The organism is Paraburkholderia ginsengisoli NBRC 100965 (genome assembly GCF_000739735.1).
Lineage (GTDB): Bacteria > Pseudomonadota > Gammaproteobacteria > Burkholderiales > Burkholderiaceae > Paraburkholderia > Paraburkholderia ginsengisoli.
Map to the genome: position 1 here is coordinate 1 of NZ_BBJF01000030.1, position 14,141 is coordinate 14,141.

The 14,141-nt window shown below is 58.0% G+C and carries 17 protein-coding genes; 11 read left to right on the forward strand and 6 right to left on the reverse strand.

The window, feature by feature from the left end:
* The 5 genes from BGI01S_RS28075 to BGI01S_RS28090 all read right to left on the reverse strand — a co-directional run.
* A partial coding sequence (locus tag BGI01S_RS28075) for an IS66 family transposase (protein WP_042329675.1) occupies positions 1 to 269 on the reverse strand: 269 nt, incomplete at its 3' end.
* Positions 270 to 332: 63 nt separating this feature from the next.
* Positions 333 to 671 (reverse strand): IS66 family insertion sequence element accessory protein TnpB, encoded by a 339-nt coding sequence (gene tnpB, locus BGI01S_RS28080; protein ID WP_042329705.1) that lies wholly within the window; start codon positions 669 to 671, stop codon positions 333 to 335.
* Positions 668 to 1,066 carry an IS66-like element accessory protein TnpA gene (tnpA, locus tag BGI01S_RS29935; RefSeq protein ID WP_255219798.1) on the reverse strand — a complete coding sequence of 133 codons (399 nt, stop codon included), beginning with the start codon at positions 1,064 to 1,066 and terminating at the stop codon, positions 668 to 670. Before tnpA ends, tnpB begins: the two co-directional genes overlap by 4 nt.
* A gap of 322 nt (positions 1,067 to 1,388) precedes the next feature.
* A complete protein-coding gene (locus BGI01S_RS28085; protein ID WP_042329676.1) occupies positions 1,389 to 2,216 on the reverse strand; it encodes an FkbM family methyltransferase in 828 nt (275 codons plus the stop codon).
* A 349-nt stretch (positions 2,217 to 2,565) separates the two neighbouring features.
* Positions 2,566 to 2,838 (reverse strand): hypothetical protein, encoded by a 273-nt coding sequence (locus BGI01S_RS28090; RefSeq protein WP_042329677.1) that lies wholly within the window; start codon positions 2,836 to 2,838, stop codon positions 2,566 to 2,568.
* A gap of 205 nt (positions 2,839 to 3,043) precedes the next feature.
* Between BGI01S_RS28090 and BGI01S_RS28095 the strand changes: the two genes are divergently transcribed.
* Genes BGI01S_RS28095 through BGI01S_RS28105 form a run of 3 tightly spaced genes read left to right on the forward strand, consistent with a single transcriptional unit; the run spans position 3,044 to position 6,394 of the window.
* Positions 3,044 to 3,535, forward strand: coding sequence for a putative pterin-binding protein (locus BGI01S_RS28095; RefSeq protein WP_167335685.1), 492 nt, complete (start codon positions 3,044 to 3,046; stop codon positions 3,533 to 3,535).
* Positions 3,532 to 5,328 carry an ATP-binding response regulator gene (locus BGI01S_RS28100; protein ID WP_042329679.1) on the forward strand — a complete coding sequence of 599 codons (1,797 nt, stop codon included), beginning with the start codon at positions 3,532 to 3,534 and terminating at the stop codon, positions 5,326 to 5,328. Before BGI01S_RS28095 ends, BGI01S_RS28100 begins: the two co-directional genes overlap by 4 nt.
* Before the next feature lie 22 nt (positions 5,329 to 5,350).
* Positions 5,351 to 6,394, forward strand: coding sequence for a glycosyltransferase family 9 protein (locus BGI01S_RS28105; protein WP_042329680.1), 1,044 nt, complete (start codon positions 5,351 to 5,353; stop codon positions 6,392 to 6,394).
* Here the strand turns inward: BGI01S_RS28105 and BGI01S_RS28110 are convergent.
* Complete coding sequence (locus BGI01S_RS28110) at positions 6,391 to 7,248, reverse strand: helix-turn-helix domain-containing protein (protein ID WP_042329681.1); 858 nt, start codon at positions 7,246 to 7,248, stop codon at positions 6,391 to 6,393. The genes BGI01S_RS28105 and BGI01S_RS28110 overlap by 4 nt on opposite strands.
* A 193-nt stretch (positions 7,249 to 7,441) precedes the next feature.
* On the opposite strand from BGI01S_RS28110, the gene BGI01S_RS28115 reads away from it, so the two are divergent.
* From BGI01S_RS28115 to BGI01S_RS28150, 8 genes are all read left to right on the forward strand, one after another.
* Positions 7,442 to 8,041, forward strand: coding sequence for a phospholipase D family nuclease (locus BGI01S_RS28115; protein ID WP_052400538.1), 600 nt, complete (start codon positions 7,442 to 7,444; stop codon positions 8,039 to 8,041).
* 57 nt (positions 8,042 to 8,098) lie between these two features.
* On the forward strand, positions 8,099 to 8,326 hold the full coding sequence (locus tag BGI01S_RS28120) for a hypothetical protein (protein WP_052400539.1): 228 nt from the start codon (positions 8,099 to 8,101) through the stop codon (positions 8,324 to 8,326).
* Between the two features lie 7 nt (positions 8,327 to 8,333).
* The gene (locus BGI01S_RS28125; protein ID WP_042329682.1) at positions 8,334 to 8,618 is read left to right on the forward strand and encodes a VirB3 family type IV secretion system protein; all 285 of its coding nucleotides are present in this window, start codon (positions 8,334 to 8,336) and stop codon (positions 8,616 to 8,618) included.
* Positions 8,605 to 11,133, forward strand: a complete 2,529-nt coding sequence (locus tag BGI01S_RS28130) for a VirB4 family type IV secretion/conjugal transfer ATPase (protein WP_042329683.1) — start codon at positions 8,605 to 8,607, stop codon at positions 11,131 to 11,133. Before BGI01S_RS28125 ends, BGI01S_RS28130 begins: the two co-directional genes overlap by 14 nt.
* 18 nt (positions 11,134 to 11,151) lie before the next feature.
* Positions 11,152 to 11,820 (forward strand): TrbJ/VirB5 family protein, encoded by a 669-nt coding sequence (locus BGI01S_RS28135; protein ID WP_042329684.1) that lies wholly within the window; start codon positions 11,152 to 11,154, stop codon positions 11,818 to 11,820.
* 176 nt (positions 11,821 to 11,996) lie between these two features.
* Positions 11,997 to 12,287: a hypothetical protein gene (locus tag BGI01S_RS30710; protein ID WP_167335686.1), complete on the forward strand. Its 291-nt coding sequence runs from the start codon at positions 11,997 to 11,999 to the stop codon at positions 12,285 to 12,287.
* Between the two features lie 4 nt (positions 12,288 to 12,291).
* On the forward strand, positions 12,292 to 13,389 hold the full coding sequence (locus BGI01S_RS28145) for a type IV secretion system protein (protein WP_042329686.1): 1,098 nt from the start codon (positions 12,292 to 12,294) through the stop codon (positions 13,387 to 13,389).
* A gap of 8 nt (positions 13,390 to 13,397) precedes the next feature.
* Positions 13,398 to 14,135, forward strand: coding sequence for a VirB8 family type IV secretion system protein (locus tag BGI01S_RS28150; protein ID WP_232624496.1), 738 nt, complete (start codon positions 13,398 to 13,400; stop codon positions 14,133 to 14,135).
* Positions 14,136 to 14,141: the final 6 nt, after the last annotated feature.

Here is a 14,141-nt window from a genome sequence, read left to right on the forward strand (position 1 = left end):
CCGTCAATCGCCTCATCCAGCAGGTTCATCTGATCGCTGCTGAGCTGCTCGCTACGCCTGCCGAACTGGTAACGTCTGAGAATAGATATCTCGTGGGTCAACTGGTCGATCCGGGTCTGCCGGTAGCGTAGCTCACGCTCCTTCTCACCGACCTCCCGGGTCTTCTCCTCGATCTCCCGGTCTCTGTCTTCGACGCGCGCAATCAGTTGTGTGGCGAGCGCACGCAACTGTTCCGGGCTAAGAGCGTTGAGGTCGGCTGGCAGGTCCATGCAGACGAGTCTGCCAGAACCCCGGAGAGCGCGAAAGCGCGACAGTTTACGTCCCTGGCGTCTTCAAATGACACGGATCACACCGTCCACGCCGATGCGCTGCCATGGCAAACCCACCACCAGGCCGGCCAGTTGTTCCTGTGTGAGCGCGTGTTGCTTTGGCTCGCTACCAGCGTGCGGCCAAGTGAACTGCCCCTGATTGAGCCGTCGCGCTGCCAGCCAGATGCCAATTCCATCGTGAACCAGAACCTTCAAGCGGTTGGCCCGCCGGTTGGCGAACAGGTAAGCATGGTGCGGATGCGCGGCGCCGAACACGGTGATCACCCGACCCAGTGCCGTATCAAAGCCAGCCCGCATGTCCAGCGGGTCAACTGCCAGCCACACCTGGTCAATGCGGATCATGCGAGCCACTCGCGTAGCCACGCGGCGCATTGCGCTGCCTCCGAGGTTGGCCAACTAACCGTTATCGAAAGGTCCGCGCGACGCACCTCGACGCGAATCTCGGCTGTACGCGTGTTTCGCGTCTCAAGTGGCAGCGGTACAAATTCCAGTGCCGGCGCCGCTGGCGGTGGCGGTGGCGCTGCCAGGTCACTACGCGCCACGAGCACACAATCGTTCGTTTCGGCCTGCTCGACCCAACGGCGAAGCAGATTGGCGTTCAGCTTGTGGTGCAACGCGATAGCCGCGAGCGACACCCCGGGCCCCTGGCAAGCTGCCACAACCTGAGCCTTGAACTCGACACTGTAGCGCCGACGTCGTCGACGGCCTGGCGCCGCTGCTTCTTCAATAGTGTTCACGTGTCCACCTATTTAAGTAGACACGATGCTCCCAAGACACTCCACGCAATTCAAGATGGGATGACCGGGCGCTTACGTTGCGATCGTCGAAGTATCTGAACAACGTGATCGGGCAGGATCATCGCAACATCAAGAACTGGGCGAGAAGAGCTGGAAGCTCTCACTGGGTGATGGCCACAGCCTTGCCGGCTACCGGTTTCCTTCCGATGTGATCAGCTATGCGGTGTGGCTGTACTACCGTTTTCCGCTGAGCCTGCGCATGGTAGAGGAGTTACTGGCCGGCCGACGCAAGTGACCGGCAGAGGTCGGCGCTTTGTCCTCATCACTTCGTCGCCACAATTGGCTCGCCGTTCTTGATGGTGATCTGATTGAGTGTCGGGTCCGTCGCATGCACGGCAACGATGTTCAGACGGCCAGCGGGAAAAACACGGTAGCCGAAGCCGCTGACAAATTCCTCGATCGCCGCGCGATCAGATTTTAAGACTTCAATAACCATAATCGGTCGGTGCTTCGCAATCACAGACCGGCCGCCACGCAAGACCTCGAGCTCCATGCCTTCTACATCCAGTTTCAGGAGGTCTAGTCGTTCTATACCAAGAGAGTCCAGGTTGACCATTGGAATGGTGTTGCAGGCTGCGGCGTCGTAGGCGATTGGCTGCCCGATGAATTCGTTGTCAGGGTTGCGGCGCAGTTCCAGGCTGCCGAAGCTCGCCGGCATGAAATAGTCCGGTTGCGGTACAACCAGCTCGCCGCACTGCTCGCCGAGTGCCGCAAGCTTCACGCGTGCATTCATGCAGTTATTCAACGCCACGTTACCCGCCAGGGCGTAATACAAAACCTCTTGTGCCTCGAGTCCCAGGACATGCCCCCAGCCGTGCATATGTCGCGCCCACTCAATTGTGTGCACGCCGATATTGGCTCCGCCGTCTATGGCGACGACACCGTTGCCGAAATGTTTGCGACGACAGTCGAGCAATGTCAGTACCAGGTTTACTTCACTCTCGTCAAAACTTGACTTGTCGAGTATCTGGAAGCCAACCCCGTAGGAACGGCTGGCGGCGTCGACGTGATGATCATTGCGATTCACAATCATGCTCCCATGATTGGACGCAGCCAGAACGAAAGCAACGGGGCGGAGTGGCAAGGGCATGATTTCTGATCCTGAAAAGATTCTCGTGATGCGATGCTTATCTGGCGGCAACGTGATCGGCCTCGTCAGGATTTGGGCTTGCGCAGTCAACTTGTCGAGGCTTGCGTTTGAAGCACCGTGCTCACCCAAGCTACCGGTCTTTGGGCGTCTTCGGTCGCCATTAGAAATCCTATTTGGGCGAGAGTGGGCTGCAATGTGGGCGGCCATCAATAACAAATATATATTGACAATATGTATCGATAGCCGAAAACTTGACCGCGGACTTTAAACGCCGTACCGGCCAGCTGGAATGGTTTGGATTTTCTGGCCGACCCCACCCGGGTCAGCATTTTTACGTGTGCCGATCTTGTCAGGAGGACAGGGCGCGTCTGCACTCGACCGCCAAATTTTGAATGTCTGCCTTGACGCGCAGGATGTCTTCAAACGCAGGCCCGCGATGTTCCTCGCCTTGCGGCCACAAGGCGTGGCCTCGATTGGCGAGGCTATCGATACGCGCCAGCATCGGCGCGCTATCAATGGTCACACGCTTTGCGCGAGCAATCGTGATTTCATCCTGACATGAACGGAGGTCCAGAAGGATGTCGTTTAAGCTTTCCTGGGTCGGTGATCTGTCGTTTGCCATGCAGGGTTTTGAATTTAACTTTGTGGTGGTAATTCGATGGTAGCAGATACGCGCAAGTGCCTTATTGTGTCGTTGGCCTGCCAAGCTCAAGCGGGCCAAGGCGTCGAAGATGCCTTATATTGCTGCGAAATGCCGGGCAAGTGGTGGAGCGGTGCTCCTGGGTCCGGCATACATACTCGGCACATAAACACAAATGGAGGCTGTGGTGAGATATCTCGGAATTGCATTGTTGTTGTTTGCGTCCAGCCTTTCTCAGGTCCGTGCCCAGACCGCCCCGATGGGCCTGGACGTGACAGGAAACATTGCGAACGTAACTGATGCCAGTACGCACACGTACCATTTCACCCGTGCCGATTTGCTTGGGCTTGAGAGCAGGACGATCAAAACGTCGACCAACTGGACGCCGGTGAGTGTGTGGCGTGGGCCGACCCTGGAGAGCATCCTTCAGAAAGCCGGTGCACGCGGGAAGGTGATGCACGTCTATGCGCTTGATAACTACAAGCACGATGTTCCGCTTTCGGATGCAAAACAATACGGCGTGATCATGGCGTATGAGCGGGACGGCAAGCCGCTGGAAGAGAAAGGTTTTGGACCACTGATGCTGATTTATCCGCGCGATGACAATCAGGAGGACCTGAACCGGGCATCAATCGAGGCGCGATTTGTGTGGCAAATTTATAAAATTGTTGTTGAATGACTTTCCTTCGCCGGCTAGGAGTCAAAAGAGCCCTCGGCGTCGCGATTGCTCTTCTATTCTGCGCGTCCGGGATATGGGTCTATTTCGCGTATTCGCTGCTCCTGTCGCCAGCAAGTCTCAAGGCGCTGGCTGGCCCTCAGGAGAATTACTACTGGCCCGTGGCGCAACTGGAGATTGCGGCTAACAAGGCCAAGAACTGCCTTTTCTTGTACGGCGCAGGCAGGGCGGATTTTCGGTCGGTACAGTTGCGCTTTGATGTGTTGCAATCGAAATACGCCGTGTTGGCCACACCATCCGATGCCACACAGATTTTTAGCGGCAATGCAACCTTTCGGGACGCGATCGCAAAAATAGGTGCGGTAATCGAGAAGGCGAGGCCCGCTGTCGAGCAACTGCCGCAAGATCCTCATAAATCCATCGACTTGTCGTTTCTCCTTGCAGAGATTGACGACCCGCTGGCTGTCATCGCAGACCGGGTGAGCGAGGCCGAAATCGAGCGACGCGATCGGGTCTACGATGACTTGATCAGTAAGCGGTACCTGTTCTTCATAAGCAGTTTGGGGCTGCTGGTGATTCTGGCCTGCATTGTCGCACTGGCGGTCATGCTTGGTGTCGATCGTAGGCGACTTACGTTCCAGCAGCGCGCGGCGATGAAAGCAGAGCGGGATGCAGCGCGCGCCAAAAACGCGTTCCTCGGGATGATTGGGCATGAACTGAGGACGCCTCTGCAAAGCATTGTTAGTGTCACCGACACGTTGTTGGAGCGAAGGTTTGCGGAGCGAGATGCGACGTTGATCAAGAGGCTGGCTGTGGCAGCGGGCAGGCTAGAAACACAGATGAAAGATCTGACCGATTTCGCACGCCTGGAAGCCGGAGGCCTTACTCTCAGAGAGCGTGAATTTCAACCGGCAACCGTGATTGGCTCGACGATTGACGACGTGATGGCGTCTGCCGAAGGCAAAGGATTGGAGGTGGTTGCATCGGTCGTCAACGGCGGTGGCTGGTACCTATCAGATCCAGATCGTATTGGTCAGATAGTCGGGAACCTGTTATCGAATGCGGTCAAGTATACGGATGCTGGTCGAATTTCTGTGCGGCTCGATGTGAAGCCGTCAAAGAGTGGGGCAATCCTCGACATTTCAGTGGAAGATACCGGCCCAGGCATACCTGCGGCGTCTGTCGGTTATATATTTCAGCCTTTCACCCAGCTGGACCAGTCCAACACGAGGACGAACGACGGAGCAGGGATTGGCCTTACGATCGTAAAGGGGCTGGTTGATCTGCTCGGAGGGTTGATCAATATCGAAACCGAACCGGGGCGGGGAACGAAGGTCTCAGTGTCGTTGCCCGTCAAAGCGGCCGCGGCCGCCACAGAGGCCGATGACACAGAGTTGGAGATTACTGCGATCATCGAACGTAAGAGGGTGCTTATCGTGGATGACCAGGAATCCGCAAGAGAGTCATTTGCAGACGTGCTGTCATCATTTGGCGCTCATGTGGATGTTGCGGGCGATGCGGGCGAGGCTTTGGCAGCGCTAGGTGAGACCACGTATGACGCTGTGTTGCTGGATGTGCAGATGCCGGGGGAAGATGGGATTGCCGTCGCTCGAAAGGTACGAGCCACGGCAGGATCGAATAGGGACGTTCCTATCATCGGCATCAGTGCGTTTTCCCGGGAACTGCTGGAGGACAGCGGCGCTGCACTCTTCACACAACACCTGCACAAACCTGTACGCAACTCTGTATTGAAGCAGGCTCTACTGGACGTGTTTGCAGCTGGGAAGCCGACCTGAATTTAACGAACGTGATTGATCAATGACTTTTCTGGACGAAACATCGGCGCTTACGAATGCCGGTTCGCTGCTATCGCGCGATGGTGAGATTGTCGCCTCCTATGACCTTGAGATAGCCAACGTTGCGGCAGAAGGATATCGTGCTCTTTCAGTTGTGCCGGCAATCAAAAATGCGAACGTCGCACCGTTGGAAGCTGACTACTCGCGCCTGACGCGCGTTCATGTCATCAACGGGATGGGCGTCACGTTGGGGGACTCGATTATTGGGCTCACGGCGCTAGCGTTGATCAAGAAAATGCACCCGGGGCTCTCGTTTGTTATCTACCGTCCGGGTCACGCCCCCGCGTATGTCAGGCAGCTGTACGAACTGGCGACACCGATTTTTGGGCCGGTTGTGAATCTCCCCGTCGATATCGATTCCCTGCCCGACGATGAACTCCGCATCGATTTAGGTAACCATCTGTTCTGGCCGAATTTCTCATCAATGCCCATGATAGATTTTTTTCTGTGGGCGCTTGGTATCGCACCGGATGATGTGAGCCCGAAAGACAAGTCCAATGGTTGGCTTAAGCAAATAGAGCTGCCGGTGTCGCGCACGGAATGGTCAGGCAAGGAATATACGTTGTTCTGTCCAACCGCCAGCACGCCTGTGCGCAGCATTCCACACTCGTTTCGAGCCGAAGCGGTAAATTGGCTCTGGCAGAGATTTCACCTTCCCGTACTTGGCTTTGGCAAAGTAGACCACCAGCACTATACGGACATTAGTAGCTTATCGACAGACACCGCTGCCTTTTTCGCGTGGGTGAAAAATGCCCACTGCCTGGTGACCTCTGACACGGCAGCCGTTCATATAGCGGCTGGCTTCGACGTGCCGACAGTGGCATTTTTCACGACGATTCAGTCTGATCTACGTGTGCGCGACTACGAGAGTTGCGCGGCCATAAACCTTCCGCTTCCAGAGATCCAGGGAATACAGGCTAGTGCGCGAGAGGGTGATCTGGGAATAGTGGACCGTGCGTATCAGAAACTGATCGTTGACGACTGGACGCTACAGCTTCGCGGCTAGCTAGCTGATCGGCCCAGTTCATTAGAGATTTCCGAAAATAATATGGGCATGCGGACCGGTTTTTCAATCCACTTGCAGCCAAACTGCTTAACTACCCGGGCGATGTCGTCAACGCGCGCCTTGCCGCTTTTCAACTGCCCAGTCAGCAGGTAAATCGGCGCCGATGGATTCTCCGCCGCCCGGATATCGACAATCGCGGCCTCAGCAGTGTCATCGTTGATGAGCCAGTCGATTATGAAAGCGTCGAACGTGGTGTTCTTCAGGCCTTCGCGAAAGCTGAGCAGATCGTAGAACGGTGTGGCGTTCAGGCCGTGATCGTTTAGATAGTCACAGACATTGTTGGCCGCGTGCGTATCGATATCGTCGTCGAGGACCGCGATACTTGGTTTTTCGAGCTGCGGCAGGTTAGGTCGTATCTCGACCGACAGTACATTGAAAATACGGCCTGCTGGAGCAATTTCGGCAGGGTAGATCTGCCATGCGCCGCGCGACTGGATTGCTACCAGATCGGCGGATCGGCCGCCAGTTAGTTCATCGCCAATCCACACCGAGCAGGGCAGCGGGCGAGGGCTCACCATCAGCATTCCCTCGCCTGTGATCGACTCTTCAAGATCTACGTTGCTTTCCACCAAAACACCAGGCGTTTCGCCGAAGTGCGTAGCAACCGACCCGAGTTGCTTCAGATCCCACGGCAATTGACCTTTCATCTTCCGGCTCGCAGCCGAAAAGCTGAGATTGAGTATCCGGCTTAACTCGCTCGCTTGAGCGCGTTTCGTTACGCCGTGTCGCTCCATCAAATTGCGAACGCGGTTGGCGATAGCAAGTGAATCTGTCTGCATGTCGTTATCGGGCATATCTCGGTGTCGCTCCTTTGGTTGCCGACTGTACCGATTACTGACCTCACGCGCAACATTTGACAATGTTTTCAACATACGTGACTTGACACGCTAGTTGCGGCTAGTAAAGTGACGCAACAGGCAATATTAATCGTGAAAATGACTCTTAACGTCAGGATTTGTCTACACCACTTCCCCTTGGGACATTCAAATGAAGGCTCTGATTGGAACGGCCCTGCTTGCACTGACGGCAACCTTCATTGCTAAAGGAGAGTTGCGGAATCCGAATAGCAGGGCGATCGGTGAGACTGCAGTGCAGCCGGCTCACGCGAACTGCGAGCTATCCAGCCCAGGGTTCTCTCCCGAGGGAACGGCGACTGTTCTGGTCGACCAGGCGATCGACTCCGCCCAGCGCACGATCCAGCTCGCCGCGTATTCGTTCAATTCCCGTGACATCGTGGCTCGTCTTATCGCGGCCAAACGCCGCGGCGTCGACGTCCAGGTTGTGGTCGACATGAAGAACAACCTCATTGAAGACCGTACCGACCATGCCCGCGCGGCACTCAACCATCTCGTCGAGGCTCGCATCCCGACACGCACGATCGATGCGTACCGCATTCACCACGACAAGTACATGGTGATCGACGGCGAACATATTCAGACCGGCAGTTTCAATTACACCGAGGCAGCGGAACGCTACAACAGCGAAAACGCGCTCGTCGTGTGGAACTGCCCAGCCAAGGCACAACAGTATCTGACCCACTGGCAGAGCCGATGGGAGCAGGGCGTGGACTATTGGTCCGCGTATTGAGGCGTGTGGCGAATAGCCTGCGCTCGTTTCGTTGTATCAACAGATTGGAGATGCCTCATGTCGTTTTCGGAACTTACCACCTACCTGCAGACCTTCGCGCAGTTCATCTTTATCAGCGCCGGGCCTTACATCCTCATGATCGCACTCGGCGTACTGGTGCTCATGGTGGCTAAAGGCTGGGCGCAGATGAAAACCGCTGTCATTGCCGCGGTTGCAGCGTTCTGCTTCTTCGGCATCCCGGCGCTGATTCACTACGCGCAGCAACAGGCGGCAATGAGCATCTGAGGCCGATATGCGCGAAGTGCACCGTATCCCTCGCGGCATGGTGCAGCCCTGGATGATTGGGGGCTGCCTTGCCGAACTGCTGCTCGGCTCGTTCGCCTTGCCGACGGTCGCCTTCATGTTCCTCAAATGGTGGCCGGTGATGCTGGCCATTCCATTTCTGATTGTGGTGTCGTATCTGGTCACGGCGAAAGACATCTTCAGGATGAGCGTGGTGTATAGCAGCGCTGGCACGCCTGCGAAGCCGCGTAGCCTCAAAAAATGGGGGGGAGCCAAGACCTATGCACCCCGCTAATTTTCTCAGCCGGCATCTGGATGTTTCGCCGCTTGCCTATCAGTCGGAGGCGGATCGCGACGACGCGGCGGATCTGAACGCGTCCCGCGAGCTGCCGTTCGGCGTCGATGCCTACTACAACGATCACACCCTCAGCACGAAGGATGGGGCCAAGATCCAGATCATCCGGGTTCAGGGGCTCTACTCCGAAATGCTGGATGACCAGGGCGTCGATGCCTATAAGTACCAGCGTAATACGGCACTCGAATCGATTGCCGACAGCAACGTTGGCATCTACGTCTATGACGTGCGCCGCGCATCGAACCGCTGGCCTGGCGGCACGTACCGGAACTGGTTTGCGAACTACGTGTATTCGCGGATGAAGGAGCGTTTCGAAAAGGGCGCGCTCTATCAGCACGAGATTTACATCGCGGTCGTGCGGTACCGGCACTACAGCGGCATGGTCGGCAAGCTCGACAGCTTTTTCCGGCTGTTTGATTTCACCGGCGCCAATAGCAAGCTGGAATCGGAGGCCCGGCAGGTGCGGGATCTGGAATCGAAGGTCGATTCGGTGATGAAGTCGCTGGCGCACTACGCGCCCCGACGGCTCGGCAAGGTGACGGAAGAGATCGGCGAGTGCTGCGAAATCGCCCGGTTTCTGCGTTACCTCGTCACGCTTGAAGACGGCCCTGTGCTGGCGAATCCGTTCAATCTCGCGCAGGCGATGGCGACCGCGTATATGCACTTCGGTCGCAATCCGGTGCTCGACAAGGAGGTATTCGAGATCGATGGACTGAACCATCGACGTCTGGGTCAGGTGCTGGCCATGTCACGCTGGCCGGATGGTGCGATGGCGGGGATGGCCGATCGCTTCCAGTCGCTGCCGGCCGAATTCATCATCACGCAGAAGTTCTTTCCGATCGACAAGCTGGATGCGACTCGCGCAACGGCAACGAGTGAAGCGCGCCTGTCGCAGGATCGCGTGACTGCTGGCATGGCGGCGGACATTACGGCCATGCGGGAGCGGCAGGCCGCGAATTCGGCAGTGACGGGCGAGCATCACATGAGCGTGGTGGTGCACGTGCCGATCGAAGGCCGGACGGCGCGTGCGGAAGAGGATGCACTTGAACGCCTGCTGCTGGCGGTGGGCCAGGTGGGAGAGTGCTTCAAGGGTTGGGCCGTGCCGCCTGTGATCGAAACGAGCGGGATGGAGCGCGCATTGTGGTCGCAGGTGCCCGGCGCGACGAAGCGGCACAACGGGCGGGTCGGCAAGATCGAGACGATCCAGTTCGCGAGTTTCGCGTCGATGCACAGCTTCCCGCAGGGGCAGCGCGACGGCAACCTGTGGGGCGAAAGCCTGATGGTACTGCCGACCGAAGGGAAGACGGGCTATCACGTCAATTTCCATGAAGAGCGTCCCGGCATGGTACCGGGTCACTTCAATATGTCGGCATTGACCGGGCGAGGCAAGACACTGCTCGCGGCGTTGCTGGTGTGTATGGCCGACAAGGTTGAGCCGCGGGTGCACTGGTTCGACCGGGAAAATGGCGGGACGGTATTCAATGAGGCTATGGGTGGAGCGGACATCGTCCTGAGCCTGTCCCGATCGCTTGGCAATCCCTGCAAGATGCCCGCCACGGAACAGAACGCGGCCATATTGCGCGAACTCTTCCAGACGATGGCCACGTGCTACGGCTACGTACTCACGGTCGACGACGTGAAGCGTATCGCGCAGGCCGTCAATGACAACTTTGACGACACCAAAACGAAGTTCGCCGATCGCCGGCTCAGGAATCTGGCGTGGCGCTTTGGGGCGCGCAACTCGGGCCTGTATGAGGCGATGGCGGTGTGGCATAGCGGCGGAGCCAACGCCGCGGTGTTCGACAACGAGGACGACACGCTCGATATCACGCGTCACCGGCACTACCGGTACGAAATGCGCGAGTTGATGAAGGACAAGGAGGCCCGTCCCGAGCTTCCAATCCTCCTGAACTACCTGACACATCGTATCGAGCAGTCGCTTGATGGTTCGCCTGCGATTGTCATCTGGGACGAAGCGCAGATGCTGATCCGCACACCGTTCTGGCAGAACAAGATCGAAACCTACCGCGAAACGTTCCGGCGTCGCAACTGCGTCACCGGGTTTATCACGCCGGAGGCGCGCGCACTTTATCACCCGGTTCCGGCGGTCAAAAACCAGGCTGTCACGAGCTTCTACCTGGCCCACGACAAGGCGGACCGGCGTGACTACATCGACAACCTGGATTTTTCGGAAAGCGAGTTCCAGTTCATCAGGCAGGCCAACCCGACCGACTACAAGGTTCTGATCAAGAAGGGTAACGGCGTGAGCGTGCGGGCCTCGTTCGACATGTCTGATATGCCCCAGCTAACCGCTGTGCTGTCGTCGAACGACAAATCCGTTTCGCTGATGAATCGTGTTCGTGAGGAGCTTGACACCAACGAACCCAGTGAATGGGTACCGGTTTTCATGGAGCGTGCACTTGCCGAGCGCACGCATAACGTCGGACGTCCTTAGTCAAGGAGTAGGAAAAAAATGAAATTCACCACAGCCGGAATCATGCTGGTCTGCGCCGCGTCGCAAGCTGCGTTTGCAACCGGCATTCCCACGGTCAATGTCATCGAGCAGGCTCAACTGACGGACAGCCTTGCGAATCAGACACAGGAACTCGCCAAGCTGGACAGCCAGATCAAGACGTTGCAGAACCAGTATGCCGCGGTCATTGGTTCGTACGGCCGCGGCGCACAGGGACTGTCGAGCGCCGTGAGCGCTGCGTCAGTCGTGCCGGGCAGCTGGCAGGACGTGACGTCGCAGCAGTCCAGCGGTGCGTACGGTTCGGTACAGGCGGCCGTCGAAAAGACTATTCAGACGGTCGCACCCTCGTCGTTCACGGACGCGTCGGTTGGATCGAACTACAAGATGAGCACCGATTCGGTTCGTGCGGGACTCGCCGGTGGCCAGTCGCTGTATGCCGAGGCGCAGACACATCTGACCAACTTCGAGCAGCTGGCCCAGCAGGTCGACACAACCACGAATGTGAAAGACGCGGCTGACCTGCAGAACCGCATGACTGCCGAACTCGGCATGGCCCAGTCCGCACAGACCAAGCTGCAGGCGCTTAACGCAAACCTGAGCGCGAACCAGCTGAACGCCAGCAATCAGGCGACGGCATCGCGTCAACAGTTCTTTGGCCAGACCCAGTGAGGCTTTGATGAAACGACTCGTGACGTACCTGGTTGTCGTTGCGGCAGTGGTGCTGACGGGGTGTGCGCATACCGGAGCAATTCCGAAGTCGCCGTGTGCGTGTGAATTTCATTCGTTGCCGGGCCACGCGTAGGCGGTCGCGGCAACCGTATCAGGAGAGACAGATGAAGTCGGGAATGATTGGAATCGTATTTGCCGCGCTGCTGGGCGGTTTCGTCATAGGGGGACTGGTGACGATCAAGGTGGTGCGACCGGACGCGGCGCCCGTGGCCGCGTCAGAACCGGTGCTGGCGACGACGCCGTCGAGCGCGTTTTCGGGAAAGACGTACTCGTACTACAAGGCGCATGTCGCCGAGGCAAAGGCCCGGTGGCACGACTGCAGCGAACATGGCGTCAATCCGATGTCCGATTCGCCGGATGCACGCGACTGTGAAGTCGCGCGTGAAGTGTCACTGCAATCGAGATAAGAACATGGCCCTCGCAACCGCAAGCCCTGATGCCTTCCTTGACCTGATTTTCGCTAAGGTCAAAACGAAGGCGGATACCCTGCTAGCGACCAACTATCCCGTGCTCGCAGCGAAGGTCATGCCGATTGCCGTGCTGATCGCGATGATCTGGGTTGGGGTGAAGGTGATCCGTGTGCATTCCGGTCGGGACCCGGCCGATGTCTGGCCGCTCGTCCGGATGGCGCTGACGATCATGTCGATTTTCACGGGCCTGAACTGGAGCACGGGCGGCGTCGCGATCTATCACTTCTTCACCCAGCTGCGTGACGACACGACCGCAATCTTCATGGGCGGGCAGAGCATCGTGCAGTACATGGACACGATGCATGACCACTTCACCGCGATCGCGAGTTATCTGATGTCGGCCTCCTGGCAGAACATGGGCATCATCGCGCTCGGCCTGCTGATGCAGGCCATCGACTGCCTCCTGGTGGTGCTGGTGCTTTTCCTTGAGGCCGCCTCATACATGGGGTTGGCCATTACGACAGTCATGGGCCCGCTTTTTCTGCCGACACTGTTTTGGACTGCTACGCGTGGCTACGGCATGAACTGGTTCTCGGCGCAGCTGAAATTCGCGCTGGTCGGCGTAATTCTCGGCATCTGCGTGGTCTTCAGCTTCGGCATTGCGCAGGAGCTTATGAGCGATGCGATGGGCGTGATGAAGATTGCGCCAGCAGATGTCACGGCGGCCGACGTCGCTGCGGCGTTCATCCTGCAGGGCTTCATGTGCCTGTTCGTGTGGTTCGGCGTGAAGCCGCTCGCTTCGGCGCTGGCGTCAAGCGGCGCGGCCGCCGGGGGGATGGCCGAAATGGCTGGCGGCATGCTCGTTTCCAGCACGCTGACAAAGCTCTTCGGTGGCGGCCGGGGCGGCGGAGCCGGGGCGGGAATTGCGCCGACCCTGAACTCCCTCGCACAGACGCAGACGAGTCAGGGCCAGCAGCTCGATCGCATCGAACGGATGTTGGGGAACCAGGGGCCGGCGAGCGCAATGCAGTCGCCACCGTCGGGCGCGGGCCAGCCGGGGCAGAACATCAATACAGCGGGTGAGGGGGCGAAATGGTGACGTTGAGTTTGAAACGAGCAACGGGCCGGGCGACGCCGGTCAAGCAACCGGTACAGCAGGAGCAGGTGGATACGCCGGAACAGTCGCCGCGCGGTCCGCGCGCGGAGTCGTATGAGTCGGTCCGGGTGTCGCGTAATCGTGCCTATCTGCTGGCGCTTGCCGCATGGCCGATTGCCGGTTTGTCGTTGCTCTATAGCGTGGTGGAAAAAGCCAACCAGTCGTACGTGCCGCCAGTTGTGCTGACGCTTGACGAAAAGGGGCACGTCGCCAAAAGCGAGATCGGCACGCCGGCCGTGCTGAACGGAAAGGACGCGGTGATCGAACAGGAGCTCGCCCGCTACGTGACCGAGCGCTACACCCTCAATCGCGCGTTCCGTGACGATCACATTCACTACGTGGTCCTCCATTCGTCGTCACAGGTTGCCGCGCAGTTCATGCACGAGATGGACGCGAAAAACAAGGACAACCCGTACTACAGCATTCCCGATTCAGCTTTGCGCCGCGTCAGGGACATCCGCATCCGGATTCTGGATCGCGACAGCCAGAAGGCTGAAGTGACTTTTACCACCTTCGTTGCGAACGCCGTCGAACCCAGGATCGCTTACTGGCATCTGGTTACGCGCTACGACTTTGTGAAACAGGCGCTTGCGCCGGAAGACCGGTACATCAACGGCACAGGATTCATCGTGCTGGCAAATGACGAGAACAACGAACCTGGTCCGCCGTCACCGGCGCCGGTCCAGTAAGGAGAG

Bases quoted from the DNA above. Each gene is read 5' to 3' on its own strand.
- BGI01S_RS30710 (WP_167335686.1), top strand. From the start codon at position 11,997: ATGATTGGAATCGTATTTGCCGCGCTGCTGGGCGGTTTCGTCATAGGG.
- BGI01S_RS28135 (WP_042329684.1), top strand. From the start codon at position 11,152: ATGAAATTCACCACAGCCGGAATCATGCTGGTCTGCGCCGCGTCGCAA.
- BGI01S_RS28130 (WP_042329683.1), top strand. From the start codon at position 8,605: ATGCACCCCGCTAATTTTCTCAGCCGGCATCTGGATGTTTCGCCGCTT.
- BGI01S_RS28120 (WP_052400539.1), top strand. From the start codon at position 8,099: ATGTCGTTTTCGGAACTTACCACCTACCTGCAGACCTTCGCGCAGTTC.
- BGI01S_RS28115 (WP_052400538.1), top strand. From the start codon at position 7,442: ATGAAGGCTCTGATTGGAACGGCCCTGCTTGCACTGACGGCAACCTTC.
- BGI01S_RS28125 (WP_042329682.1), top strand. From the start codon at position 8,334: ATGCGCGAAGTGCACCGTATCCCTCGCGGCATGGTGCAGCCCTGGATG.
- BGI01S_RS28085 (WP_042329676.1), bottom strand. From the start codon at position 2,216: ATGCCCTTGCCACTCCGCCCCGTTGCTTTCGTTCTGGCTGCGTCCAAT.
- BGI01S_RS28100 (WP_042329679.1), top strand. From the start codon at position 3,532: ATGACTTTCCTTCGCCGGCTAGGAGTCAAAAGAGCCCTCGGCGTCGCG.
- BGI01S_RS28110 (WP_042329681.1), bottom strand. From the start codon at position 7,248: ATGCCCGATAACGACATGCAGACAGATTCACTTGCTATCGCCAACCGC.
- tnpB (WP_042329705.1), bottom strand. From the start codon at position 671: ATGATCCGCATTGACCAGGTGTGGCTGGCAGTTGACCCGCTGGACATG.
- BGI01S_RS28090 (WP_042329677.1), bottom strand. From the start codon at position 2,838: ATGGCAAACGACAGATCACCGACCCAGGAAAGCTTAAACGACATCCTT.
- BGI01S_RS28145 (WP_042329686.1), top strand. From the start codon at position 12,292: ATGGCCCTCGCAACCGCAAGCCCTGATGCCTTCCTTGACCTGATTTTC.
- BGI01S_RS28105 (WP_042329680.1), top strand. From the start codon at position 5,351: ATGACTTTTCTGGACGAAACATCGGCGCTTACGAATGCCGGTTCGCTG.